This is a genomic window from Pseudomonas sp. NY15181 (genome assembly GCF_048068055.1).
Classification (GTDB): Bacteria; Pseudomonadota; Gammaproteobacteria; order Pseudomonadales; family Pseudomonadaceae; genus Pseudomonas.
Window position 1 is genome coordinate 232,866 of record NZ_JBLUPT010000007.1, and the last position, 22,616, is coordinate 255,481.

The window sequence follows — 22,616 nt, forward strand, 5'->3', positions numbered from 1 at the left end:
GTCCCGGCGGACGCGAGGGCGAGCAGCGGTTATGCTTGCCCCTGAGTACCGATTGTCGGAGAACCCGTGAGCGAGTCCGCCCTCGAATCCCTGTGGCTGTGCGAGGCCGTGCGCCTGCGCGAGGAGCAGGTCGGTCCCCTGGAGGACAACGAAGCCAACCGCCGCGCCATCGTCGGCGGTGGCGATCTTGCCCGGCGCCTGCGGCACCGTGCGCTGCTGCTGGCCGAACGCGACGGACAGCGTACGGCTCTGCGCACCTGGACCCAGGGCGCGCGCCTGGCGCTTTATCTCCTGCTGGCGCTGGCCCTGTTCAGCGGCGGCGGCCTGGCTCTTGCGGCACTGGGCGACGGTCTACGCCCGGTGAACGTGTTCTGGGCTCTGGCCAGTCTGCTCGGCCTGCACCTGATTACCCTGACCGGCTGGGCCCTGGCCTTCTTCGCTGGCGGCGAGGCGGCCGGCGCTTTAGGGCGCCTGTGGCTGTGGCTGAGCGGCAAGCTTGCCCGCGACGCCCAGGCCGCGCAGCTGGCGCCGGCATTGCTGGTGCTGCTGGACCGCCAGAAGCTGACCCGCTGGGCACTCGGCCTGTTGGTCCATGGCCTGTGGTTCGTTGTGCTCACCAGCGCACTGGGCGTGATGCTGGCGCTGCTGGCGACGCGGCGCTACGGCTTCGTCTGGGAGACCACCATTCTTGGCGGCGATACCTTCATCGCCCTGACTCACGGCCTCGGCGCCTTGCCGGCGCTGCTCGGCTTCCCGCAGCCGGATTCGGAGCTGGTGCGTGCCAGCGGCGATGCGCTGGTGGCCAGCGAAAACGCTCGCCATGCCTGGGCCGGCTGGCTGGTGGGCATCCTGCTGGTGTACGGCGTGCTGCTGCGCGGCGCGCTCTGGCTGCTTTGCCTGTGGCGCTGGAAGCGCGGACGGGCGCAGCTGGCGCTGGATGTCTCGCTGCCCGGCTATGCCCTGCTGCGCGAACGCCTGATGCCGGCCAGCGAGCGCCTGGGCGTCAGCGATGCCGCGCCGGACGAACTCATCGAGCCGCTGGCGCAAGCCCCGGCCGCCATCGCCGAGGGCGCGCTGCTGGTTTCCATCGAGCTGCTGGACCGGCCCCACTGGCCGCCGAAGCTGCCGGCCAGCATCGCCAATGCCGGCGACCTCGACGACGGTGCCCAGCGCCGCCGCCTGCTCGAACAACTCACGCGCTACCCGCCGGCTCGCCTGGTGATCGCCTGCGACCCGCGCCGTTCGCCGGACCGCGGCACCCTCGCGCTGATCGCTGAACTCTCGCGTTGTGCTGCCGCCACCCGCGTCTGGCTGCTGCAGGCACCCATGGGGGAGGCGCTGGATGCCGACCGCCTGGGCGACTGGCACGCGGCGGTCGACCGCCTGAACCTGCCGCACACCTCGGCGTCGCCCCTGGGCTGGCTGGAGAGCGGGCATGACTGATGCGCTGAAGCTGGCCGTGGTCGGCCATACCAACGTCGGCAAGACCTCCCTGCTGCGCACCCTGACCCGTGACGTGGGCTTCGGCGAGGTGTCCCACCGCCCCAGCACCACGCGCCATGTGGAAGGCGCACGGCTGTCGGTGGACGGCGAGCCGCTGCTGGAGCTGTACGACACGCCTGGCCTGGAGGACGCCATCGCCCTGCGCGACTTCCTCGACGGCCTGGAACGCCCCGGCGAACGCCTGGACGGTCCGGAGAAACTGCACCGCTTCCTCGAGGGCAGCGAAGCCCGTGGCCGCTTCGAGCAGGAGGCCAAGGTGCTGCGCCAGTTGCTGGCCTCCGATGCCGGCCTCTACGTGATCGACGCCCGCGAGCCGGTGCTGGCCAAGTACCGCGACGAGCTGGCGGTGCTCGCCGCCTGTGCCCGCCCACTGCTACCGGTGCTCAACTTTGTCGCCAGTCCGCAGCACCGTGAGGAGCTGTGGCGCGAGGCGCTGTCCCGCCTCGGCCTGCACGCGCTGGTGCGCTTTGACAGTGTGGCGCCGCCGCTGGATGGCGAGCGCCGTCTCTACGAAAGCCTCGCGCTGCTGCTGGAGCGCGCGCGCCCGCAGTTGGACCGGCTTGTGGCCGATCACGAGGCCCAGGCCGTCGCCCGCCGCGAAGCCGGGGCGCGACTGATCGCCGAGCTGCTGGTGGACGTCGCCGCCTGCCGCCAACTGGTGCCCGCCGGCGATGCCGCCGTACGCGCCGCTACCGAGACGCTGCGCAATCAGGTGCGCAAGCGCGAAGACACCTGCGTAAAGGCGCTGCTCAGCCTCTACGCCTTCCGCAAGGACGACGCCCGCGCCGCCGACCTGCCGCTGCTGGATGGGCGCTGGGGCGACGACCTGTTCAACCCGGAAACCCTGCGCCAACTGGGCATCCGCCTCGGTGGCGGCGTCGCGGCCGGCGCGGCGGCGGGGGCAGGGATCGACCTGCTGGTGGGTGGCCTGACTCTCGGCGCGGCCACCGCGCTGGGTGCCATCGCCGGCGGCGCCTGGCAAACCGTCGGCCACTACGGCCAGCGTCTGCTGGGCAAGCTCAAGGGCAGCCGCGAGCTCTCCGTGGACGACAGCGTTTTGCGCCTGCTGGCGTTGCGGCAGCGGCAACTGCTGGCGGCCTTGCAGACGCGCGGGCATGCAGCGGTGGAAGCGATCCATCTGCAATCGCCCGAGGACAAGCAGTGGCGCGAGGGCAAGCTGCCCGAGGCCCTGCGCAAGGCGCGGGCGCATCCGGAGTGGTCGAGTCTCAATGGCGGGCGGCGAAGCGAGAAGACTGAGCGGCAAGAGGTGGTGGTGCAGTTGGCCGCCCAGTTGCTGGAGCCATAAGTTCAATTCCGGCACGGCTGGCGCCCCCTCACCCCAGCCCTCTCCCGGTGGGAGAGGGAGCAGATCGTGCCGGCTGACGCTGTTGTTTCAGCCTGCGCCGTACGGTCCCCTCTCCCTCTGGGAGAGGGTTAGGGTGAGGGCAAGCATGAGCGCCGGATTACCCTGTAGGAGCGAGCTTGTGACCCACATGAATGTGGGGAATGCCGTTTTCCGTAGGGAACGGATACGGCCTCGCGAACGCTCTTAGACGAGCGAAACCATCTCCACCAATGGCCGCCCTTCGCGTATTTCCAGAATCGCTAACGCAATCGGCAACTTGAACCGCCGCGGCCCCGCGCTCCCTGGATTCAGGTACAGCACCCCATCACGCACCTCGTTCAGCGGCTTGTGCGAATGCCCCGCCAGCACCACGTCGATACCTTCCGCGACCGGGTCGATGGCCAACTGCTTGAGGTTGTGGATCAGGTAGAGCCGCAGCCCACCCAGCTCCAGCAGCAAGGTTTCCGGCAGCGCGGCGGCCCAGTCCTCGGTGTCGTTGTTGCCGCGCACCACGTCCAGCGGCGCCAGTGCGCGGAGCTGGTCGAGGATCGAGGCGGGGCCGATATCGCCCAGATGCAGGATGCGCTCGCAGCCTTGCAGTGCCGCCAGCGCTTCGGGGCGCAGCAGGCCGTGGGTGTCGGCGATGACGCCGATGCGCAGGGAAGTGTTCATGCCAGGGAGCATAAACGACGACGCCACCCGGAGGTGGCGTCGTGGCGGATCAGCCGTTGTGCGAGGCCTTGGCGGCGTCGGACTCGGGTAGGAACCAGTTCAGCAGCAGGGCGCAGATGCCGCCGGTGGCGACGCCGGATTCCAGCACGTTGCGGATGGCGTGGGGCATGTGCGCGAGGAACTCCGGCACCTGCGAGATGCCCAGGCCCAGCGCCAGGCTGACGGCGATGATCAGCAGCGCGCGGCGGTCCAGGTGGGTGCCGGCGAGGATGTTGATGCCGGAGGCGGCGACCGCACCGAACATCACCATCGCCGCGCCGCCGAGCACCGGTTCCGGCACGGCCTGGATCACCCCGGCCACGCTGGGGAACAGGCCCAGCACGACGAGCATCGCGGCGATCCACAGGCCGACGTGGCGGCTGGCCACGCCGGTCAGCTGGATCACGCCGTTGTTCTGCGCGAACACGGAGCTGGGGAAGGTGTTGAACAGGCCGGCCAGCAGCGAGTTGGCGCCGTTCACCAGCACGCCACCCTTGATCCGCTGCATCCACAGCGGGCCTTCCACCGGCTGCCTGGAGATCTTGCTGGTGGCGGTGACGTCACCGATGGCTTCCAGCGAGGTCACCAGGTAGATCACCAGCATCGGGATGAACAGGCTCCAGGAGAAACCCAGGCCGAAGTGCAGCGGCACCGGAACCTGGAAGGCCGGCGCCTCGTGCATGCCGGTGAAGTCCAGGCGGCCCAGGTAGCCGGCCAGCGCGTAGCCCACGGCCAGCGCGATGACGATGGCGCCGCTGCGCATCCACACCACCGGGATGCGGTTGAGGATGACGATGATCGCCAGCACCAGGCCAGACAGCATCAGGTTCTCGCCGTTGGCGAAGGTGCCGTTGCTCATGGCGGAGAAGCCGCCGCCCATGCTGATCAGGCCGACCTTGATCAGGGTGAGGCCGATCATCAGCACCACGATGCCGGTGACCAGCGGGGTGATCAGGCGCTTCACGAAGGGCAGGATGCGCGACACGCCCATCTCCACGAAGGAGCCGGCCATGACCACGCCGAAGATCGCCGCCATCACCGCTTCCACCGGAGTGCCGTTCTTCACCATCAGCGCACCGCCGGCGATCAGCGGGCCGACGAAGTTGAAGCTGGTGCCCTGGACGATCAAGAGCCCCGCGCCGAACGGCCCGAAGCGCTTGCACTGGACGAAGGTGGCGATGCCGGAGATCACCAGCGACATCGACACGATCAGGTTGGTGTCGCGCGGCGACACGCCCAGCGCCTGGCAGATCAGCAGGCCGGGGGTGACGATGGGCACGATGATCGCCAGCAGGTGCTGCAGCGCCGCGAGCAGGGCGATGGGCAGGGCAGGGCGGTCTTCCAGGCCGTAGACCAGGTCGGGCTGGTCCTTGGCGGCGGACGGGTTCTCGAAGGAGCTCATGGGGGCGGTCCGGAAAAAAGAGCGCGATTTTACTGGCCTCGGCCGGGATCGCACAGTGCCATGAAGCAAGGGGGGATGAACGGGGAAGCCCGCTTTCCTACGCCGTGGCTCGACAGGAGTACCGCTGAGCCCTTCGACGTTGAAAAAAGAGGCGAATTTTCAACTGGATGCGCGGACGCGTCTGAATGTTCGCCCGTGATTCCGCGACTTCACTGGACTGCATCCGGAACCATCCAGGTTTCCGGACCTATCCAGAGGACGGAATTGAAGATGAAGAACGTACAGAACGGTTTCACCCTGATCGAACTGATGATCGTCGTGGCGATCATCGGCATCCTGGCTTCGGTCTCTCTGCCGTTGTACTCGGACTACTCCTCGCGTTCGCGCGCCGCGGCGGCGAAGACGGAGCTTTCCGGCGTGAAGACGGCGGTCAGTCTCTGCCTCGCCGAGACGAAGAAGGAAGAGTGTAAGGCTGGCGCCTACGGGATTCCCGAAGGGATCGCGGAGACGGCAAACATCACCGGAGGTTATTCGGTGGAGGGTGGCGTCATTAAAGCGACTACCGGAGCGACCAATGCCGATGGCGATTCGCTGACCATCGTGCTGACACCGAAGAAGGACGACAAGTTGGGAAACATCGTATGGACGGAAAGCGGCACGATCTGCAATGCGGAGCGTGGGCTCAAACCGGGCTCCGGGGATTGTCCGAAGGCGGCGAAAGGCGACTCGTAAGGCTTAACGAAACCCTCTGCCGGCCATCTGATCGCGGAGTCGCATGAGCCTGTAGGAGCGAGCTTGCTCGCGAACAGAGCATGCCTGTGATGCCGAGGCTGAACGGGGTTCGCGAGCAAGCTCGCTCCTACGAAAAGCACCACAACCGGAACAAAAAAGCCCGGCATTCGCCGGGCTTTTTCATTTCACCGCCAGACTCAACCGTCCAGCAGCGCCTTGTCGCGCACCGCACCCTTGTCGGCGCTGGTGGCCAGCAGGGCGTAGGCCTTCAGCGCGGTGCTCACCTTGCGCGCGCGCGGCTGGGCCGGCTTCCAGCCTTTCTTGTCCTGTTCGACGCGGCGGGCAGCCAGTTCGTCATCGCTCACCAGCAGGTTGATGCTGCGGTTGGGGATGTCGATCAGTACCTTGTCGCCGTCCTGCACCAGGCCGATGGCGCCGCCCGCGGCGGCTTCCGGCGAGGCGTGGCCGATGGACAGGCCCGAGGTGCCGCCGGAGAAGCGGCCGTCGGTGAGCAGGGCGCACTGCTTGCCCAGACCCTTGGACTTCAGGTAGCTGGTCGGGTACAGCATTTCCTGCATGCCCGGGCCGCCTTTCGGGCCTTCGTAGCGGATGATCACGATGTCGCCCGGCTTCACTTCGTCGGCGAGGATGCCCTTCACGGCGGCGTCCTGGCTTTCGAAGATCTTCGCGCTGCCTTCGAACACGTGGATGGATTCGTCCACGCCGGCGGTCTTCACCACGCAGCCGTCGAGGGCGATGTTGCCGTACAGCACGGCCAGGCCGCCTTCCTGGGAGTAGGCGTGCTCGACGCTGCGGATGCAGCCTTCGGCGCGGTCATCGTCCAGGGTCGGCCAGCGGGTGCTCTGGCTGAACGCCACCTGGGTCGGGATGCCGGCGGGGCCGGCCTTGAAGAAGGTGTGGACCTTCTCGTCCTGGGTCTGGGTGATGTCCCACTCGGCGATGGCGTCGGCCATGCTCGGGCTGTGCACGGTCGGCACGTCGGTGTGCAGCAGGCCGCCACGGGCCAGCTCGCCGAGGATGGAGAAGATGCCGCCGGCGCGGTGCACGTCTTCCATGTGGTACTTCTGGATGTTCGGCGCAACCTTGCACAGCTGCGGCACCTTGCGCGACAGGCGATCGATGTCGCGCAGGTCGAAGGCGATCTCCGCCTCCTGGGCGGCGGCCAGCAGGTGCAGGATGGTGTTGGTCGAGCCGCCCATGGCGATGTCGAGGGTCATGGCGTTCTCGAACGCCTTGAAGCTGGCGACGTTGCGCGGCAGTACGGACTCGTCGCCTTCGCCGTAGTAGCGCTGGCAGAGTTCGACGGCCAGGCGGCCGGCGCGCAGGAACAGCTGCTCGCGGTCGGCGTGGGTGGCCAGGGTCGAACCGTTGCCCGGCAGGGACAGGCCCAGCGCTTCGGTCAGGCAGTTCATCGAGTTGGCGGTGAACATGCCGGAGCAGGAGCCGCAGGTCGGGCAGGCGCTGCGCTCGTACTCGGCGACCTTCTCGTCGGAGCAGGAGTCGTCAGCGGCGACCACCATGGCGTCTACCAGGTCCAGGCCGTGGTTGGCCAGCTTGGTCTTGCCGGCTTCCATCGGGCCGCCGGAGACGAACACCACCGGGATGTTCAGGCGCAGGGCGGCCATCAGCATGCCGGGGGTGATCTTGTCGCAGTTGGAGATGCAGACGATGGCGTCGGCGCAGTGGGCGTTGACCATGTATTCCACGGAGTCGGCGATGATCTCGCGCGACGGCAGGGAATAGAGCATGCCGTCATGGCCCATGGCGATGCCGTCGTCCACGGCGATGGTGTTGAATTCCTTGGCCACGCCGCCGTGTTTTTCGATCTCGCGGGCGACCAGCTGGCCCAGGTCCTTCAGGTGCACGTGGCCGGGCACGAACTGGGTGAAGGAGTTGGCGATGGCGATGATCGGCTTCTTGAAGTCTTCGTCCTTCATCCCGGTGGCGCGCCACAGGGCGCGGGCGCCGGCCATGTTGCGGCCGTGGGTGGAGGTTTTCGAGCGGTAATCGGGCATGACAGGTTCCTGCGCATCAGGTCACGGTGGGAGTCGATCCGGGTCTTTTCATGCGGCGGCGTACAGCGGGTAGGGCTGGCCGGCGAGACCTTGAGCGGACTCTGATTTCGTATCGTGAGCGCGGTACGCACCGGATGCAAACAGCAGATGGCCTTGCATGGGCGAGGTCGGCGCGGGGCGTGGCGGGGTCACCGCCTGCTCGGCCGGGGCTCACAGGCCCGCCGGGGGATAAATGGCAGGAATGCCCGGATTCTACGCCGGCCCTTGCCGCCAGGGAAAGGCTGGCGGTCGGCCCACGCCATAGACTTTCACTGCCCTGGCGTGGTCTGAATGGCCGCTGGCGTTTTTCTCGTCCCGTTCGTTGAAGGAGCAACCCCATGAAAGTCACCCACATCGCCGTGCTGGCGGCGCTCTTCGTCGGCAGTGTGCAGGCCTCGTCCGACCAGGCCTGGCAGGCGCAGGACAAGCAGCAGCGCGAAGCTTGCCTGGCGCTGAGTCATCTGCAGAACAAGAAGGTGCTGGGCACGCCGGTGCTGTTCGACGACAGCGTGGGTTACACGGCGCTGATGATCGGTGGTCAGTACTCCGGGAAAAAGAGCTCGCAAAAGCACATGCAGGGTAAACAGGGCCGCGAGCTGTGCCTGTTCGAGCGCAAGACGGGCAAGGCGGCGATCAGCGAGGCGGATTCGCTGATGCCGCTGAAATGAAAAACGGGGCGCTTCCGACTGGGAAGCGCCCCGTTCTCTAACGCGCAATGCCTTGGTGCTGTAGGGCGCATAACGCCCCAAGCGTCATCCGCCGCCTTGGGAATGGAGCCGGCGGATAAAGCGTTCCGCTTTAGGCGCCCTACAAGGGCAGATCATCAGCCGTTGGGCAGCAGGCGGACGGTCAGGCTCTTGATGTAGCGGGTTTCCGGGATCGCCAGGTGGACCGGGTGGTCCGGGCCCTGGCCGCCGCGCTCGAGCAGCTGGATGTTGCGGTCCAGGTGGCGGGCGCTGCCCAGCAGGATGTTCTGCAGGTCGTCCTCGGGCAGGTGCATGGAGCAGGAGGCGCTGACCAGCACGCCGTCCTTGGACAGCAGGCGCATGGCCTGTTCGTTCAGGCGGCGGTAGGCGGCCTCGCCGTTCTTCAGGTCCTTCTTGCGCTTGATGAAGGCGGGCGGGTCGGCAACGATCACGTCGAAGCGCTCGTCGGCGGCCTTCAGTTCGCGCAGGGCCTCGAACACGTCACCTTCGACGCAGGCGACCTTGTCGGCCACGCCGTTCAGCGCGGCGTTGCGCTCCACGCCGTCGAGGGCGAAGCCGGAGGCGTCCACGCACATCACGTCGCTGGCGCCGAAGGCCGCGGCCTGGATGCCCCAGCCGCCGATGTAGCTGAACAGGTCGAGCACGCGCTTGCCCTGTACGTAGGGCTGCAGGCGGGCGCGGTTCATGCGGTGGTCGTAGAACCAGCCGGTCTTCTGGCCCGCCAGCACCGGGGCTTCGAACTTCACGCCGTTCTCTTCCAGGGCGACCCATTCCGGGACTTCGCCGTAGGCGTTCTCGACGTAGCGCTCCAGGCCTTCGGCGTCGCGGGCGCTGGAGTCGTTCTTCCACAGCACGGCGCTGGGCTTGAGCACCTGCAGCAGGGCGGCGAGCACGTCGTCGCGGTGCTTTTCCATGGTCGCCGAGGCGAGCTGGACCACCAGCACGTCGCCGAAGCGGTCGACCACCAGGCCCGGCAGCAGGTCGGAGTCGCCGTAGACCAGGCGGTAGAAGGGCTTGTCGAACAGGCGCTCGCGCAGGCTCAGGGCAACGTTCAGGCGGTGAACCAGCAGGGATTTGTCGAGAACGTGCTTGGTGTCGCGGGAAATCAGGCGGGCGCAGATGAGATTGTTCGGGCTCATCGCGACGATGCCCAGCGGCTTGCCGTTGGCCATTTCCAGGATGGCCTGCTCGCCGGCGCCGAAACCGTTCAGCGGGGTGGCGGCAACGTCCACCTCGTTGCTGTAGACCCACAGGTGGCCGGCGCGCAGGCGGCGCTCGGCGTTGGCTTTCAGACGCAGGCTGGGCAGGGTCATGGGGAAAGGCTCCGGCAAAAGAGCGCGATTATACCGCAGCGGCACGCGCCGCCGGAGCAGGGCGCGTGCGCTTTTGGTCGATTCGGGGTGGTCGCTCAGAGGGTGAGGGTTTCGATCAGCTGCTTGCTGAATACCGGGATATCGTCGGGCTTGCGGCTGCTGATGAGGTGGCCGTCCTTGACCACCGGGCGGTCGACCCAATGGCCGCCGGCGTTGTTGATGTCGTCCTTGAGCGAGTTCCAGCTGGTCAGGGTGCGGCCATTCACCAGCCCGGCGGAGACCAGCAGCCAGGCGCCGTGGCAGATCACCGCGATGGGTTTGCCGGCGTAATCGGCGCGGCGCACCAGTTCCTGGGCCCTGGGCAGGCTGCGGATCTGGTCGGAGTTGATCACGCCGCCGGGCAGCAACACGGCGTCGTATTCGTCGATGTGGGCCGTCTCGAAGGTGCCGTCCACCTTGAAGTTGTCGCCGGGCCGGTCATGGTTCCAGCCGCGGACCTTGTCTTTGTTGTCGGAAAGAATGCGTACCTTGGCCCCGGCCTGTTCCAGGGCATTGCGCGGGCCGGTCAGTTCCACCTGCTCGAAGCCGTCGGTAACCAGGATGGCGACAGTCTTGCCGTTGAGTTTCTGCGTCATGGCGAATCTCCCGTGTGGTCCTTCTGGGTGTAAAGATTCCGACACTGCCGCCGATGAAAGTTCAGTCTAAAACGCCGGTTCCAGAACGCCGCGCTCTGGGTAAACTGTGCGCCCCATCAACATCCAGCCTGCTGCCCGCTCATGTCCCAAGAACTTTCCGCCGAACAGATCCGCCAGGCCTTGCAGGGCATCAGTGTGCCGCCGCAGCCGCAGATCATGGTTGACCTGCAGATGGAGCAGTTCATGCCCAACCCGGACCTGAAGGCGATCGCCAAGCTGATCAGCCAGGACCCGGGGCTGTCCGGCGCGCTGTTGAAACTGGTGAACTCGCCCTTCTTCGGGCTGGCGAACCGCATTACCTCGATCCAGCGCGCGGTGAACCTGCTGGGCAGCCGCTCGGTGATCAACCTGATCAACGCGCAGTCGATCAAAGGCGAGATGACCGACGACACCATCGTCACCCTCAACCGCTTCTGGGACACCGCGCAGGACGTGGCCATGAGCTGCCTGACCCTGGCCAAGCGCATCGGCTACGAGTCGGTGGACGAGGCGTACGCGCTGGGGCTGTTCCACAACTGCGGCATTCCGCTGATGCTCAAGCGCTTCCCGCATTACATGGCGGTGCTGGAAGAGGCCTACGCCAGCGCCAGCGACGAGCGCCGGGTGGTGGACACCGAGAACCGCGTGCTGAACACCAACCATGCGGTGGTCGGTTATTTCACCGCGCGCTCCTGGCGTTTGCCGGAGCATGTCTGCGAGGCCATCGCCAACCACCACAATGCGTTGTCGATCTTCAGCGACGACAGCGCCCGCGATACGCAACTGAAGAACCTGCTGGCGATCCTCAAGATGGCCGAGCACATCTGCGGCTCGCACCGCGTGCTGGGCAACCAGCCGGAAGACCACGAGTGGGAGAGCATCCGCGCCAAGGTGCTGGATTACGTCGGGCTGTCGGAGTACGACTTCGAGAACCTCAAGGCCAGCATTCTCGAGTTGGGTGTGGGGCAAGGCACCTACTGACTTTGGCGCATGACGCGCTGGGTGCGTGGCGGGGACGTACTGATCCCCGCACTGAGCCCTGTAGGAGAGAGCTTGCTCGCGAACCGCCCAACGCCAAGGTGGCCGGGGAGCCCTGTTCGCGAGCAAGCTCGCTCCTACAAGAGGCATCGTGTGAAGCGGGGCTTCAGATATGAAAAAGCCGGGCATTTGCCCGGCTTTTTCGTCGAACGGCGGCGATCAGTCGAGCATGTCGCTGAAACGCGCGTCCTTCTTGTAGGCGATGGCACGGCTGAAGCCCGGCACCTGTACGCCCTTTTCGCTGATCTCGATGGCCTGCTCGTCGATCATGTCGTTGCCGAAGTTGTAGATGATCTCGAAGCGGCCCTGGGTCGCGGCCTCGTCGTACTGGCGGGCAGCGCTGCGGGTGGCTTCGCGGCGTTCCTGGTAGCTGGCGAAGGCGGCATCGCCGTGGCGTTTGCGCAGCATCTTCTCGGTGACGGCCGGGGACAGCAGCACGCCGGTGGCGTTGTTGCCGCCGAAGCCCTTGGAGTTGATGAAGCAGACTTCCAGGTCGTCGCGGCGCACATCGGTGCTGGACAGGGCGATGTGGTCCTTGAAGACGTCGTCGGCGAACTTGTCCACGGTCTTGATGCCGGGGATGACGCCGTAGCGGAAGGTCCCCAGGGCGGAGATCAGCTGGTCGGCGCTGGCGGTGGCCAGGGAGTGGCCGACGAAGGCCTTCGCCGCGGTGACGGGCCAATCGCTGATGCCGAAGGCGGTGGCCACGCGGTCGAGGATTTCCGATTCGGTGACGCGGTTGGCCGGGGTGCTGGAGCCGTGGGCGTGGACGAAGCTGTGCTGGCGCACGCTATCCGGGCCTACGATCTGCGCGGCGGCGGCCACGGCCTTGGCCATGGTCAGGTAGTTGCCCGGACCGGGGGCGGAGATGGACTTCTTGAAGCCGTCGGCGTTGATGAACACGTCCGGTACCGAGCCGTGGATGTCGGCGCCCAGCTCCAGGGCCAGGGCGTCGTCCATCAGCACCACGTACTGCGCGGACTCGGCCAGGGTGAAGCCGCAGTTCTCGCCGAACGGGCGGCTGGCGCGGCGGAAGTCGACGTCATCGCGGCCTTCGATGTGACGCAGGCCTTCCTCGGTGGCCAGCGCGCCCATGGCGGCGTAGCCCTCGATGATCTCGGAGGTGATCGGCGCTTCGGCGTTGCCGACGATGACCACGCGGGCCTGGCCGGTGGTGATGACGTCGATGCCTTTCTGCAGGTTATAGAGGAAGGTGGCGCAGGCGCCGGTGATGCTGCCGGTCATGCCGACGCTGCCCAGCACATAGGCGTTGATGAAGTCGGTGGGCATGCTGTTGAAGCCCAGCGGCAGCTGCTTGGCCGACACGCGGTGGCCGCGCAGGCGCGATTGCAGCAGGCCGCCGTAACCGTTCTCGTCCAACTGGCTCATGATGCTGCTGGAGAACACGGCGATCTCGTCGGGTTGCACCTTGTCGCAGATGGTCTGCCAGTCGATGCCGACGGAGCGTACCGCGTCGGTGGCGGCGACCACGGACATCTGCAGGCCGCGCGGGTGGAAGCGCGAGTTGTACAGTTCGCCCGGCTCGAAGCCGGTGGGCAGCTGGCCGGCGGACTTCACCGGCAGCGCGCGGTAGCTGTCGACCTTGAATTCGCAGCTGTCGTGCAGGGTGACGCGGACTTCGCCGCCTTCGAGCTCTTCCACCGACCAGTTGGCTGGCAGCGGCTCGGGCAGTTGCTTGCGCTGGGTGCTGAAGGTGACCGGGCTGCCGGCGGCGCCGAGGGTGATGCTCTTGTGGCAGTGGGCGGCATCGACGTCGAGGTATTGCCGTTCGATGCGGCGGATCAGGGTGGACTGGCGGATCTGATCGGCGAAGCGCTGTTCGATCTCGGCCAGGGTCAGGGCCTGGCCTTCGGCGTCGCGGTATTGCCCGGCGTCGAACTTCACCAGCTTCATCATGACAGCGAGGCCGGCGAGGGTTTCCTGGCGAGCGGTGCTCTCCATGGATTCGAGGACGGTGCGGCGGAACCCATGGTGGAACGAGCTGCGACCCGCAGCGTTATACCCACCAAAACCAACGATGACCGGTAGTCGAGACATCTCTCGGAAACTCCTTCAGCAAGTCCATCTTGTGCGTTCGGGCGGTAGTTGCCCGTGGCAGGGCGGCCCAGTGGCACAAAGCCAGCGGTGGCTTGAGTGATTCGAATGCTTTAGCTGACGAGGATGATGACCGTCGAGTCACGCCAACGCCAGGATTTGGCGGAAGAAGGCGACGAATTTCCGTACAGATAGAGCGAGGACTACGGGAGGAAGGGAGAACCGGGAGCCACGATGGGCTCCCGGAGGTACTGCGGGTATTGCTCAGCGGTACTCGATGCCAGCCTTTTTGGTGCTGACGCGGGTGCCGGACTTGCCTTCGGTGATGGCCACGATGTTTTCCAGCGAGCCGATCACCGCGTCCTTGCCGGTACTGCGGGCGAACTCGATGGCCGCCATGACCTTCGGCCCCATGGAGCCGGCGGCGAAGCCCAAGCGTTCCAGTTCGTCCGGGTGGGCCTGGGCGATGGCCTTCTGGGTCGGTTTGCCCCAGTCGATGTAGGCCGCGTCCACGTCGGTGGCGATGATCAGGATGTCAGCCGACAGTTCCTGGGCCAGCAGCGAGGAGCAGAGGTCCTTGTCGATCACCGCTTCGACGCCGGAGAGCTTCTTGCCGGACTCGTCATACATGGTCGGGATACCGCCGCCGCCTGCGCAGATGACGATGGTGCCTTTCTCCAGCAGCCATTTGACCGGACGGATCTCGAAGATGCGCTTCGGACGGGGGCTGGCGACCACGCGGCGGAACTTGTCGCCATCGGGAGCAATGCTCCAGCCCTTTTCCTTGGCGAGGGCTTCGGCCTCTTCCTTGGAGTAGACCGGGCCGATCGGCTTGGTCGGGTTCTGGAAGGCCGGGTCCTTGGCGTCGACTTCGACCTGGGTGAGGATGGTGGCGAACGGTACTTCGAACGGCAGCAGGTTGCCCATTTCCTGTTCGATCATGTAACCGATCATGCCTTCGGTCTCGGCGCCCAGAACGTCCAGCGGGTACGGGGAGACCTTTTCATAGGCCGCGCCCTGCAGGGCCAGCAGGCCGACTTGCGGGCCGTTGCCGTGGGCGATCACCAGTTCGTTGCCCGGAGCGACCTTGGCGATCTGCTCGGCGGCGATCTTAACGTTGGCGCGCTGGTTGTCGGCAGTCATGGGCTCGCCACGACGCAGCAGGGCGTTGCCGCCCAATGCGACGACGATACGCATATTCATTACCTCCGAAAGAGTGGAAACGCCCCCGGACCGGCGACGGCGTCGCGGTCCGGGGACGGCCCGGCATTACATGTCGGCGAGGGTCGAAACGAGGATTGCCTTGATGGTGTGCATGCGGTTTTCCGCTTGCTCGAAGGCAATGTTGTAAGGGGACTCGAAGACGTCTTCGGTGACTTCGATGCCGTTCTTCAGGTTCGGGTACTGCTCGGCGATCTGCTTGCCGACCTTGGTTTCGCTGTTGTGGAAGGCGGGCAGGCAGTGCATGAACTTCACGCGCGGGTTGCCGGCGGCCTTCATCATGTCCATGTTGACCTGGTAGGGCAGCAGTTCCTTGATGCGTTCGCCCCAGGCTTCGACCGGCTCGCCCATGGAGACCCACACGTCGGTGTGGATGAAGTCCACGCCCTTGACCGCCACTTTCGGGTCTTCGGTGATGGTGATGCGGGCACCGCTTTCTTCAGCGAACTTCTTGCAGGCGGCGATGTGCTCGTCGGTCGGCCAGAGTTCCTTCGGTGCGGCGATGCGCACGTCCATGCCCAGCTTGGCGCCGATCAGCAGCAGGGAGTTGCCCATGTTGTTGCGGGCGTCGCCCAGGTAGGCGTAGGTGATCTCGTGCAGCGGCTTGTCGCTGTGCTCGCGCATGGTCAGCACGTCGGCCAGCATCTGCGTCGGGTGGTACTCGTCGGTCAGGCCGTTGAACACCGGGACGCCGGCGAATTTCGCCAGTTCTTCGACGATCTCCTGCTTGAAGCCACGGTATTCGATGGCGTCGTACATGCGGCCGAGCACGCGGGCGGTGTCCTTCATGCTCTCTTTGTGGCCGATCTGCGAGGAGTTCGGGTCGATGTAGGTAACGTTGGCGCCCTGGTCATAGGCGGCGACTTCGAAGGCGCAACGGGTGCGGGTCGAGGTTTTCTCGAAGATCAGCGCGATGTTGTTGCCTTTGAGGTGTTGCTGCTCGGTGCCGGTGTACTTGGCGCGTTTCAGGTCGCGGGACAGGTCGAGGAGATAGCGCAGCTCGCGGGTGCTGTGGTGCATCAGGCTGAGCAGGTTACGGTTGTGCATGTTGAAAGCCATGATCTTTCTCCTTGGATGGAATTCTCGGCCTCGCCAGCGGCATTAGTGGCTGGCGAGGTGGACGGCCCCGTTCGGGCCGCCCAGCAGGGTTTGTGCGCTCAGTTGGGATCAGTAATCGACCGGATCACGCAGGATCGGGCAGGTCATGCAGTGACCGCCGCCACGGCCCCGGCCCAGTTCGCCGGCGCTGATGGTGACGACTTCCACACCGGCCTTGCGCAGCAGGGTGTTGGTGTAGGTGTTGCGGTCATAGCCGACTACTACGCCCGGCTCCAGGCAGACCACGTTGTTGCCGTCGTCCCACTGCTCGCGCTCGGCGGCGAAGCTGTTGCCGCCGGTTTCCACGACGCGCAGTTTCTTCAGGCCCAGCGATTCGGCGACGACGGTGAGGAAGTCCTTGTCTTCGCGCTGGACGTTGATGCCGTAGGGGCTCTTCTCGTCCGGACGCAGGACGAAGGGAACGATCTCTTTCACCACTTCCGGGAAGACGGTGACCAGATCGCGGTCGCAGAAGGTGAAGACGGTGTCCAGGTGCATCGCGGCGCGGGACTTCGGCAGACCGGCAACGACGACTTTCTCGGCAGCGCCCTTGGCGAACAGCGCCTGGGCAACCTGGCCGATGGCCTGGCGGGAGCTGCGCTCACCCATGCCGATCAGGACGACGCCGTTGCCGATCGGCATCACGTCGCCACCTTCGAGGGTGGACATGCCGTGGTCCTTGTCCGGATCGCCGTACCAGACTTCGAATTCGGCGTTGGTGAATTCCGGGTGGAACTTGTAGATGGCGGTGGTCAGCAGGGTTTCCTGGCGTCGCGCCGGCCAGTACATCGGGTTCAGGGTCACGCCGCCGTAGATCCAGCAGGTGGTGTCGCGGGTGAACTGGGTGTTGGGCAGCGGCGGCAGCAGGAAGCTGGAGTGGCCCAGGTAGTCGCGGTACATCTTCAGCGCCTTGGCGCCTTCGCTGTCGGGGATGTCGTCAGCGGCCACGCCACCGATGAGGAACTCGGCCAGCTTGCGCGGCTCCAGGCTTTCCAGCCAGCCGCGCAGTTCCTGGGTCAGGCCCAGGCCAACGCTGTCGTTGGTGATCTTGCGGTCGAGGATCCACTTCAGGGCCTCGGGGTTCTGGACGGTCTCGGTCAGCAGGTTGTGCATTTCGAGGACGTCGATGCCACGCTCGCGCATCTTGGTGACGAAGTCGAAATGGTCGCGCTTGGCCTGGTTTACCCAGATTACGTCGTCGAACAGCAACTCGTCGCAGTTGCTCGGGGTCAGGCGTTGGTGGGCAAGTCCAGGCGAGCAGACCATCACTTTGCGCAATTTGCCAGCTTCAGAATGAACGCCAAGTTTGGTTTTTTCCGTGCTCATGAGATGTCTCCAGGAGTTACAGAGTGAGGAAGCCGTCGTAGAGGCCGTAGGCCGCAATCAGGGCGCCGATGACGACACCCGCGAAGATCAGCTTCTCGACATTGGTGAAGATGGGTTGGCCCACTTCATGTTTCGCTTTAGCGAAGAGGATGACGCCCGGCGCGTACAGCAGCGCCGACAGCAGCAGGTATTTCAGGCCACCGGCGTAGATCAGCCAGATGGCATAGATGACCGAGATGGCGGCGATGATCAGGTCCTTGCTGCGATCACCCGGGTCCTTGTCGTAGGTCTCGCCTTTGACTGCCAGCAGCAGGGCGTAGGCGGCGGACCAGAAGTACGGGATCAGGATCATCGAGGTGGCCAGCAGCAGCATCTTGGTGTACGGGTCCATCCCGTCGGAGCTGCCCGAGGTGAAGAAGGTGATCACCAGGAAGACCTGTACGCAGATGTTGGTCAGCCACAGGGCGTTGGCCGGCACCTGGTTGGCGTTCTCCTTGCGAAGGAACTCCGGCATGGTGTGGTCCTTGGCCGCGGCGAACATGATCTCGGCGCACAGCAGGACCCAGGAGAGCAGAGCACCCAGCAAGGAGATCAGCAGACCGACGCTGATCAGCACTGCACCCCAGTGACCGACGACGTGCTCCAGTACCAGGGCCATCGACGGGTTCTGCAGCTTGGCCAGTTCCGGTTGGGTCATCACGCCCATGGACAGTACGTTCACCAGTACCAGCAGGAGCAGTACGGTGATGAAGCCGATCACAGTGGCTTTACCGACGTCGGAACGTTTTTCCGCACGGGAGGAGAAGATGCTCGCGCCTTCGATGCCGATGAACACCCAGACGGTGACCAGCATCATGTTGCGCACCTGATTCATCACGCTGCCCAGGTCCGGATTGCTTGCGCCCCAGATGTCAGCGCTGAAGATGTCCAGCTTGAAGGCGAACAGGCAGATCAGGATGAACAGGAACAGCGGGACGATCTTCGCCACCGTGGTGATGGTGTTGATGAACGTCGCCTCCTTGATCCCGCGCAGTACCAGGAAGTGCAGGGCCCACAGCAACACCGAGGCACAGATCACTGCCGCGAGGGTGTCGCCCTTGCCGAAGATCGGGAAGAAGTAGCCCAGGGTGCTGAACAGGAGGAGGAAGTAACCGACGTTGCCGAGCCAGGCGCTGATCCAGTACCCCCAGGCCGAGGAGAAGCCCATGTAGTCGCCGAAGCCAGCCTTGGCGTAGGCGTACACACCACCATCGAGTTGAGGTTTGCGGTTGGCCAGGGTCTGGAAGACGAATGCGAGTGTCAGCATCCCGACCGCGGTAATGGCCCAACCGATGAGGATGGCACCGACGTCTGCGCTGGCGGCCATGTTTTGCGGGAGGGAGAAGATACCCCCGCCAATCATGGAGCCGACGACCAGGGCAGTCAGCGCGCCGAGTTTTAATTTTTGGCTGCTTTCTTGCGACATTTAAGAATCTCCCTATAGGAAGTTGGAGAGTGTAGCTATTAGGCGCCGCTTGTCAGGGACACTCCCTGATGTAGGTCAATAGCTTGCTATCCAATGTTTTCGAACGGTACTCCGTCATCCGTTCACCCCGCAGACAAGATAGAAGGACTTTTCCAGTAATGCCCGATTTAGAGAGGGTTTCGTGAAAGTTTGATCGCGTTGATATGACCGCGTCATGACAGTTTAGGAGCGGGTCATTCAGGCGTGCTGGGGTATGCGGGGCGTGTAGGCGGTGCGCTGGCGGCGAACGGTAGTTTTCCGTCGATGGACGGTTAGGGAGGGCTGTAGGAACAATCTGATGCAAGTGGGAGCCGCGCAGGGCGGCCGGGATCCCTCGGGGGGATTGGCCGGGGCAGGGTCACTGCACCCGGCTGGGCGCCGAAGGCGCTGGATGGCATGGAGGCCGGAGGACACCGCCGGGTTTGTGGCCCGGAGGGCGTGCCGCAAGCAGATAGGGCACGAAGTAACGCGCTGGGCGCATCGGTAAATGAACAGCAAGGGGTGTGCCAGTCTGCCGCACCCCCGGTTTCCGGGCCTGGCCTGACGCAATCGCCAGCCGAATAGGCGGATTCTTGCTCAGCCTTCGGCATCGTCGGCGGGATTCCCGCCACCGGAGAACAGCAGTCCGTGCTTGCGCAGCTTGTCGTGCAGGGTCTTGCGCGGCACGCCGAGAGCTTCGGCGAGGCTGCGCAGCGAGTTGTGCGGACGGCTCATCTCGGCGGCGATCAACGAACGCTCGAAGGCTTCGACCTGTTCGTTCAGCCCCGCGCCGGCAGCGGCTGGGGCCGCCTGGCCGCCACTCTCGTCGAGCCCCAGGTCCAGCCCCAGCGCATAGCGTTCCGCGGCGTTCTGCAGTTCGCGCACATTCCCCGGCCAGCCGTGGGAGAGCAACTGTGCGCGCTGTGCGGAATCCAGGGGGCGCACTGCCAGGCCATGCCGCTGCGCACCGCGCTCGGCGAAGTGCTGGAACAGTAGCAGGATGTCGTCGCCGCGCTCGCGCAGCGGCGGGATGCGCAGGCTGGCGACGTTCAGGCGGTAATACAGGTCGGCGCGGAAGCGGCCTTCGTCGGAGGCCAGGCGCAGGTCCTCCTTGGTCGCTGCGATGATGCGGATATCCAGCGGGATGAGCTGGTTGGAGCCCAGGCGTTCTACCGTGCGCTCCTGTAGAAGGCGCAGCAGCTTGACCTGCACATCCAGGCTCATGCTTTCGATTTCGTCGAGGAACAGCGTGCCGCCATTGGCGTATTCGAATTTTCCGATGCGCCGTTTCTGTGCACCGGTGAAGGCGCCCTGCTCATGGCCGAACAGCTCGCTTTCCACTACCGATTCGGCCAGTGCGCCGGCGTTGATGGCGACGAAGGGGCCGTTGCGGCGGCTGGACAGATCATGCAGGGCACGGGCGACCACTTCCTTGCCGGAGCCGGTCTCACCGAGGATCAGCACGTCCGCCTGGATCGCCGCCAGCGAGGCGACCTGCTGCTGCAGGCGCTGCATGGGGGCGGACTGGCCGACCAGGCGGCCACGCAACTCCTTCTGTTCGGACAGCGCCAGGCGCAGGCTGCGGTTCTCCAGCACCAGGCGACGTACGTCGAGGGCACGGCGTACGCTGTCGAGCAATGCATCGCTGGGGAAGGGTTTTTCCAGGAAGTCGTAGGCGCCCGAGCGCATGGCCTTGACCGCCAGCGGGACGTCGCCGTGTCCGGTGACCAGGATCACCGGCAGCTCGGCATCCTGGGCGTGCAACTGCTCAAGCAGTTGCAGGCCGTCGATGCCGGGCATGCGGATATCACTGACGATCACCCCGGGCCAATCACGCGCCTGTTGGGTGTCGAGCTGGCGCGCATCGGCCAGGGCGACGACCTTGAAGCCGGCCAGATCGAGGGTCTGGCACAGCGCCTGGCGTAGATGCGGATCGTCGTCGATCAACAGCACCTGGGTGGTGGAGTCGAAAGGCGCTGCGGAACTCATGCGCGGGTTTCCTCCTGCGGCGTCGAAGTCACGCCGGGTATGCCCGGCAACAGGTGCAATTGTACGAGAGCGCCGCCCTCGGGGTGATTACCCAATTCCAGGTGCCCGCCGAGAGTCCGTAACAGGGTGTCGCAGATGGCCAGGCCGAGGCCGAGGCCCTTGGCGCTGGTCTTGGTGGTGAAGAACGGCTCGCGGGCGTGGGCCAGCGCCTGCTCGGAGAAACCTGGACCGTTGTCGCGCAGGGACAGGATGATGCGCCCGGGCGTCTGCTCGGCCGTCAGCCAGATGCGTCGCGGTGGCGCCTTCTCGGTGAGCGCGTCGAGGGCGTTGGACAGCAGGTTGGAGAGAATCTGCCGCAGCCGGGTCTCACCGGCCTGGACCCAGATCACCGCATCCGGCAGGTCGCGCAGCAGCTCCACGTTCATCGCTTGGCGGCGCGGCGCGACCAGCGCCAGGGCATCGTTGATCGCCGGTTGCAGGGCGACGTTTTCCGGCGCGCGTCGCGCTCCCCGGGCATAGGCCTTGAGATGGCCGATGATCGAGGCCATGCGCCCGGTCAGTTCGCCGATCTGCTGCAGGTTGCCGCGGGCGTCGTCGTAGCGCTCGTGATCGAGCAGTACGCGGGCGTTGTCGGCGTAGCTGCGGATCGCCGCCAACGGCTGGTTGAGCTCGTGGCTGATGCTGGCGGACATGGTGCCCAGGGCGGTCAGCTTGCCGGCCTGCACCACTTCGTCCTGGGCATGCATCAGTTCGCGCTGTGCCTGCTCGCGGTTGCTGACTTCTTCCTGCAAGCGGCTGTTGGCGCCCTCCAGTTCCTGGGTGCGTTCCTGCACCCGCAGCTCCAGTTCGTGCTTGGCCTGTGCTTCGAGTTCGATGCGTTCCAGGTAGTGGCGGCGGCTGATGGTCAGCAGCGACAGCAGCAGGAGCAGTGCGATGAGGGTGGCCGCGCCGATCAGCACGAAGCTGCGCACCGGTCCGTCGACCTGAGTGCGGGGGGTGTAGATGCTGACGGTCCAGCCGGTCTCCGTCAGTTCGCGGCTCTGGCTGATCCAGCGGCGCTGGTCGATCTTCAGTGGCAGCGGATGCAGGACCGGGTACGGAATGTTCTCGGCGATCTCGCGCTGCTTGGCCGGCGACAGCTCCCGGCTGGCATGGAAGCGCCAGGCGTTGTTGGACGAGAGGATGACCACGCCATCGCTATCCATCACCAGCAGTTGGTCGGGTGTATTGCCCCACAGCTGCTCCATGTGCTCCAGATCGACCTTCACCACCAGCACGCCCAGCAACGTTTCCCCGTCACGCACCTCGCTGGCGAAGAAGTAGCCACGGCGCTTGGAGGTGGTGCCCAGGCCGAAGAAGCGCGCCGGGCGACCCTGCATCGCTTCCTTGTAGTAGGGACGGAACGAGAAATTGCGGCCGACGAAGCTGTCGGGCTGGTCCCAGTTTGAGGCGGCGCGGGTCAGGCCGTCCGGTTGCATCAGGTAGATGACATCGGCGCCGGTGCGTCCGCGAATCCGCGCCAGTTCGAGGTTGGCGGCCTTCTGCAGGGCCAGGTCGCCGGGAGACTGCAGCGTCGCCCGCAGCGTGGGCAGTTCGCCGAGGATCGGCGGCAGGTCCTCGTAGCGGCGCAGCGTGCCAAGCAGGTTGGCGACGTAGAGGTCGAGGGTCTGCTGGTTCTGCTGGCCTATCTGCTCGCTGTAGTAGCGCTCGGCGAGGTGGTGGAGGGGCCAGAGCAGCGGTGCCAGCAGAAGCATGAGAAGGGCCAGCGAGCGCCAGCGGGTGAGGTGATGGTTCAAGTCGGCATACGTCGCGTGGGGTCGTGTCCGCTGTGGATGCTACACCGATCAGTGCTGGGGAGGCTGCAGCAAGCGGATTCGCTTGTCGTATCAGAAGGGTGGCCCGGTGTCGGTGCCCTGGAGAGGTGGCTGGTTTTTGCCAGAGCAC

Annotated in this window: 17 protein-coding genes; 5 read left to right on the forward strand and 12 right to left on the reverse strand. The window is 65.5% G+C overall.

All coding sequences use genetic code 11. The features are described 5' to 3' along the window. The first annotated feature begins 66 nt into the window (after positions 1 to 66). Entirely contained in the window at positions 67 to 1,443 is a 1,377-nt protein-coding gene (locus tag ACNFBT_RS17940; RefSeq protein ID WP_416751572.1) for a DUF2868 domain-containing protein, read from the forward strand. Then, positions 1,436 to 2,809, forward strand: a complete 1,374-nt coding sequence (locus ACNFBT_RS17945; RefSeq protein WP_416751574.1) for a GTPase/DUF3482 domain-containing protein — start codon at positions 1,436 to 1,438, stop codon at positions 2,807 to 2,809. The genes ACNFBT_RS17940 and ACNFBT_RS17945 overlap by 8 nt, the downstream gene beginning before the upstream one ends. A gap of 243 nt (positions 2,810 to 3,052) precedes the next feature. Here ACNFBT_RS17945 and ACNFBT_RS17950 read toward each other — a convergent pair whose 3' ends face one another. Continuing rightward, positions 3,053 to 3,520: a metallophosphoesterase family protein gene (locus tag ACNFBT_RS17950; RefSeq protein WP_416751576.1), complete on the reverse strand. Its 468-nt coding sequence runs from the start codon at positions 3,518 to 3,520 to the stop codon at positions 3,053 to 3,055. A 49-nt stretch (positions 3,521 to 3,569) separates the two neighbouring features. Beyond that, positions 3,570 to 4,961, reverse strand: coding sequence for a nucleobase:cation symporter-2 family protein (locus ACNFBT_RS17955; RefSeq protein ID WP_416751577.1), 1,392 nt, complete (start codon positions 4,959 to 4,961; stop codon positions 3,570 to 3,572). A 270-nt stretch (positions 4,962 to 5,231) separates the two neighbouring features. On the opposite strand from ACNFBT_RS17955, the gene ACNFBT_RS17960 reads away from it, so the two are divergent. After that, a complete protein-coding gene (locus tag ACNFBT_RS17960) occupies positions 5,232 to 5,693 on the forward strand; it encodes a pilin (protein ID WP_416751579.1) in 462 nt (153 codons plus the stop codon). 197 nt (positions 5,694 to 5,890) lie between these two features. Here ACNFBT_RS17960 and ilvD read toward each other — a convergent pair whose 3' ends face one another. After that, the gene (gene ilvD, locus ACNFBT_RS17965) at positions 5,891 to 7,729 is read right to left on the reverse strand and encodes a dihydroxy-acid dehydratase (protein ID WP_416751581.1); all 1,839 of its coding nucleotides are present in this window, start codon (positions 7,727 to 7,729) and stop codon (positions 5,891 to 5,893) included. A 377-nt stretch (positions 7,730 to 8,106) separates the two neighbouring features. Here ilvD and ACNFBT_RS17970 point away from each other — a divergent pair, with 377 nt between their 5' ends. Further along, a complete protein-coding gene (locus ACNFBT_RS17970) occupies positions 8,107 to 8,436 on the forward strand; it encodes a hypothetical protein (RefSeq protein WP_416751583.1) in 330 nt (109 codons plus the stop codon). A gap of 155 nt (positions 8,437 to 8,591) precedes the next feature. Here ACNFBT_RS17970 and ACNFBT_RS17975 read toward each other — a convergent pair whose 3' ends face one another. Together ACNFBT_RS17975 and ACNFBT_RS17980 are read right to left on the reverse strand one after the other, a co-directional pair. Then, positions 8,592 to 9,788 (reverse strand): class I SAM-dependent rRNA methyltransferase, encoded by a 1,197-nt coding sequence (locus tag ACNFBT_RS17975; protein WP_416751585.1) that lies wholly within the window; start codon positions 9,786 to 9,788, stop codon positions 8,592 to 8,594. Between the two features lie 95 nt (positions 9,789 to 9,883). Further along, the gene (locus tag ACNFBT_RS17980) at positions 9,884 to 10,423 is read right to left on the reverse strand and encodes a type 1 glutamine amidotransferase domain-containing protein (RefSeq protein ID WP_416751587.1); all 540 of its coding nucleotides are present in this window, start codon (positions 10,421 to 10,423) and stop codon (positions 9,884 to 9,886) included. 195 nt (positions 10,424 to 10,618) lie between these two features. Here ACNFBT_RS17980 and ACNFBT_RS17985 point away from each other — a divergent pair, with 195 nt between their 5' ends. Then, positions 10,619 to 11,443, forward strand: a complete 825-nt coding sequence (locus ACNFBT_RS17985; protein ID WP_416751733.1) for an HDOD domain-containing protein — start codon at positions 10,619 to 10,621, stop codon at positions 11,441 to 11,443. A 216-nt stretch (positions 11,444 to 11,659) separates the two neighbouring features. On the opposite strand, the gene ACNFBT_RS17990 is transcribed toward ACNFBT_RS17985, so the two are convergent. The 7 genes from ACNFBT_RS17990 to ACNFBT_RS18020 all read right to left on the reverse strand — a co-directional run bounded on the left by ACNFBT_RS17990 (position 11,660) and on the right by ACNFBT_RS18020 (position 22,426). Further along, positions 11,660 to 13,558, reverse strand: a complete 1,899-nt coding sequence (locus ACNFBT_RS17990) for a beta-ketoacyl synthase (RefSeq protein ID WP_416751589.1) — start codon at positions 13,556 to 13,558, stop codon at positions 11,660 to 11,662. A 261-nt stretch (positions 13,559 to 13,819) separates the two neighbouring features. After that, a complete protein-coding gene (gene arcC, locus ACNFBT_RS17995; RefSeq protein WP_416751591.1) occupies positions 13,820 to 14,752 on the reverse strand; it encodes a carbamate kinase in 933 nt (310 codons plus the stop codon). Positions 14,753 to 14,824: 72 nt separating this feature from the next. After that, on the reverse strand, positions 14,825 to 15,835 hold the full coding sequence (locus tag ACNFBT_RS18000; protein WP_416751593.1) for an ornithine carbamoyltransferase: 1,011 nt from the start codon (positions 15,833 to 15,835) through the stop codon (positions 14,825 to 14,827). 108 nt (positions 15,836 to 15,943) lie between these two features. Further along, positions 15,944 to 17,200 carry an arginine deiminase gene (arcA, locus tag ACNFBT_RS18005; RefSeq protein WP_416751597.1) on the reverse strand — a complete coding sequence of 419 codons (1,257 nt, stop codon included), beginning with the start codon at positions 17,198 to 17,200 and terminating at the stop codon, positions 15,944 to 15,946. Between the two features lie 16 nt (positions 17,201 to 17,216). Further along, positions 17,217 to 18,665: an arginine-ornithine antiporter gene (arcD, locus tag ACNFBT_RS18010; RefSeq protein WP_416751599.1), complete on the reverse strand. Its 1,449-nt coding sequence runs from the start codon at positions 18,663 to 18,665 to the stop codon at positions 17,217 to 17,219. Between the two features lie 615 nt (positions 18,666 to 19,280). Continuing rightward, positions 19,281 to 20,672, reverse strand: coding sequence for a two-component system response regulator DctD (gene dctD, locus ACNFBT_RS18015; RefSeq protein ID WP_416751601.1), 1,392 nt, complete (start codon positions 20,670 to 20,672; stop codon positions 19,281 to 19,283). Then, entirely contained in the window at positions 20,669 to 22,426 is a 1,758-nt protein-coding gene (locus ACNFBT_RS18020; protein WP_416751736.1) for a sensor histidine kinase, read from the reverse strand. The genes dctD and ACNFBT_RS18020 overlap by 4 nt, the downstream gene beginning before the upstream one ends. Between the last annotated feature and the right edge of the window lie 190 nt (positions 22,427 to 22,616).

Excerpts from the sequence above, each read along its gene's own strand:
- ACNFBT_RS17980 (WP_416751587.1), bottom strand. The coding sequence starts at position 10,423 with ATGACGCAGAAACTCAACGGCAAGACTGTCGCCATCCTGGTTACCGAC.
- ACNFBT_RS18020 (WP_416751736.1), bottom strand. The coding sequence starts at position 22,426 with ATGCTTCTGCTGGCACCGCTGCTCTGGCCCCTCCACCACCTCGCCGAG.
- ilvD (WP_416751581.1), bottom strand. The coding sequence starts at position 7,729 with ATGCCCGATTACCGCTCGAAAACCTCCACCCACGGCCGCAACATGGCC.
- ACNFBT_RS17970 (WP_416751583.1), top strand. The coding sequence starts at position 8,107 with ATGAAAGTCACCCACATCGCCGTGCTGGCGGCGCTCTTCGTCGGCAGT.
- arcD (WP_416751599.1), bottom strand. The coding sequence starts at position 18,665 with ATGTCGCAAGAAAGCAGCCAAAAATTAAAACTCGGCGCGCTGACTGCC.
- ACNFBT_RS17960 (WP_416751579.1), top strand. The coding sequence starts at position 5,232 with ATGAAGAACGTACAGAACGGTTTCACCCTGATCGAACTGATGATCGTC.
- ACNFBT_RS17975 (WP_416751585.1), bottom strand. The coding sequence starts at position 9,788 with ATGACCCTGCCCAGCCTGCGTCTGAAAGCCAACGCCGAGCGCCGCCTG.
- ACNFBT_RS18000 (WP_416751593.1), bottom strand. The coding sequence starts at position 15,835 with ATGGCTTTCAACATGCACAACCGTAACCTGCTCAGCCTGATGCACCAC.
- ACNFBT_RS17945 (WP_416751574.1), top strand. The coding sequence starts at position 1,436 with ATGACTGATGCGCTGAAGCTGGCCGTGGTCGGCCATACCAACGTCGGC.
- ACNFBT_RS17990 (WP_416751589.1), bottom strand. The coding sequence starts at position 13,558 with ATGTCTCGACTACCGGTCATCGTTGGTTTTGGTGGGTATAACGCTGCG.
- ACNFBT_RS17950 (WP_416751576.1), bottom strand. The coding sequence starts at position 3,520 with ATGAACACTTCCCTGCGCATCGGCGTCATCGCCGACACCCACGGCCTG.
- arcC (WP_416751591.1), bottom strand. The coding sequence starts at position 14,752 with ATGCGTATCGTCGTCGCATTGGGCGGCAACGCCCTGCTGCGTCGTGGC.
- ACNFBT_RS17955 (WP_416751577.1), bottom strand. The coding sequence starts at position 4,961 with ATGAGCTCCTTCGAGAACCCGTCCGCCGCCAAGGACCAGCCCGACCTG.
- arcA (WP_416751597.1), bottom strand. The coding sequence starts at position 17,200 with ATGAGCACGGAAAAAACCAAACTTGGCGTTCATTCTGAAGCTGGCAAA.
- dctD (WP_416751601.1), bottom strand. The coding sequence starts at position 20,672 with ATGAGTTCCGCAGCGCCTTTCGACTCCACCACCCAGGTGCTGTTGATC.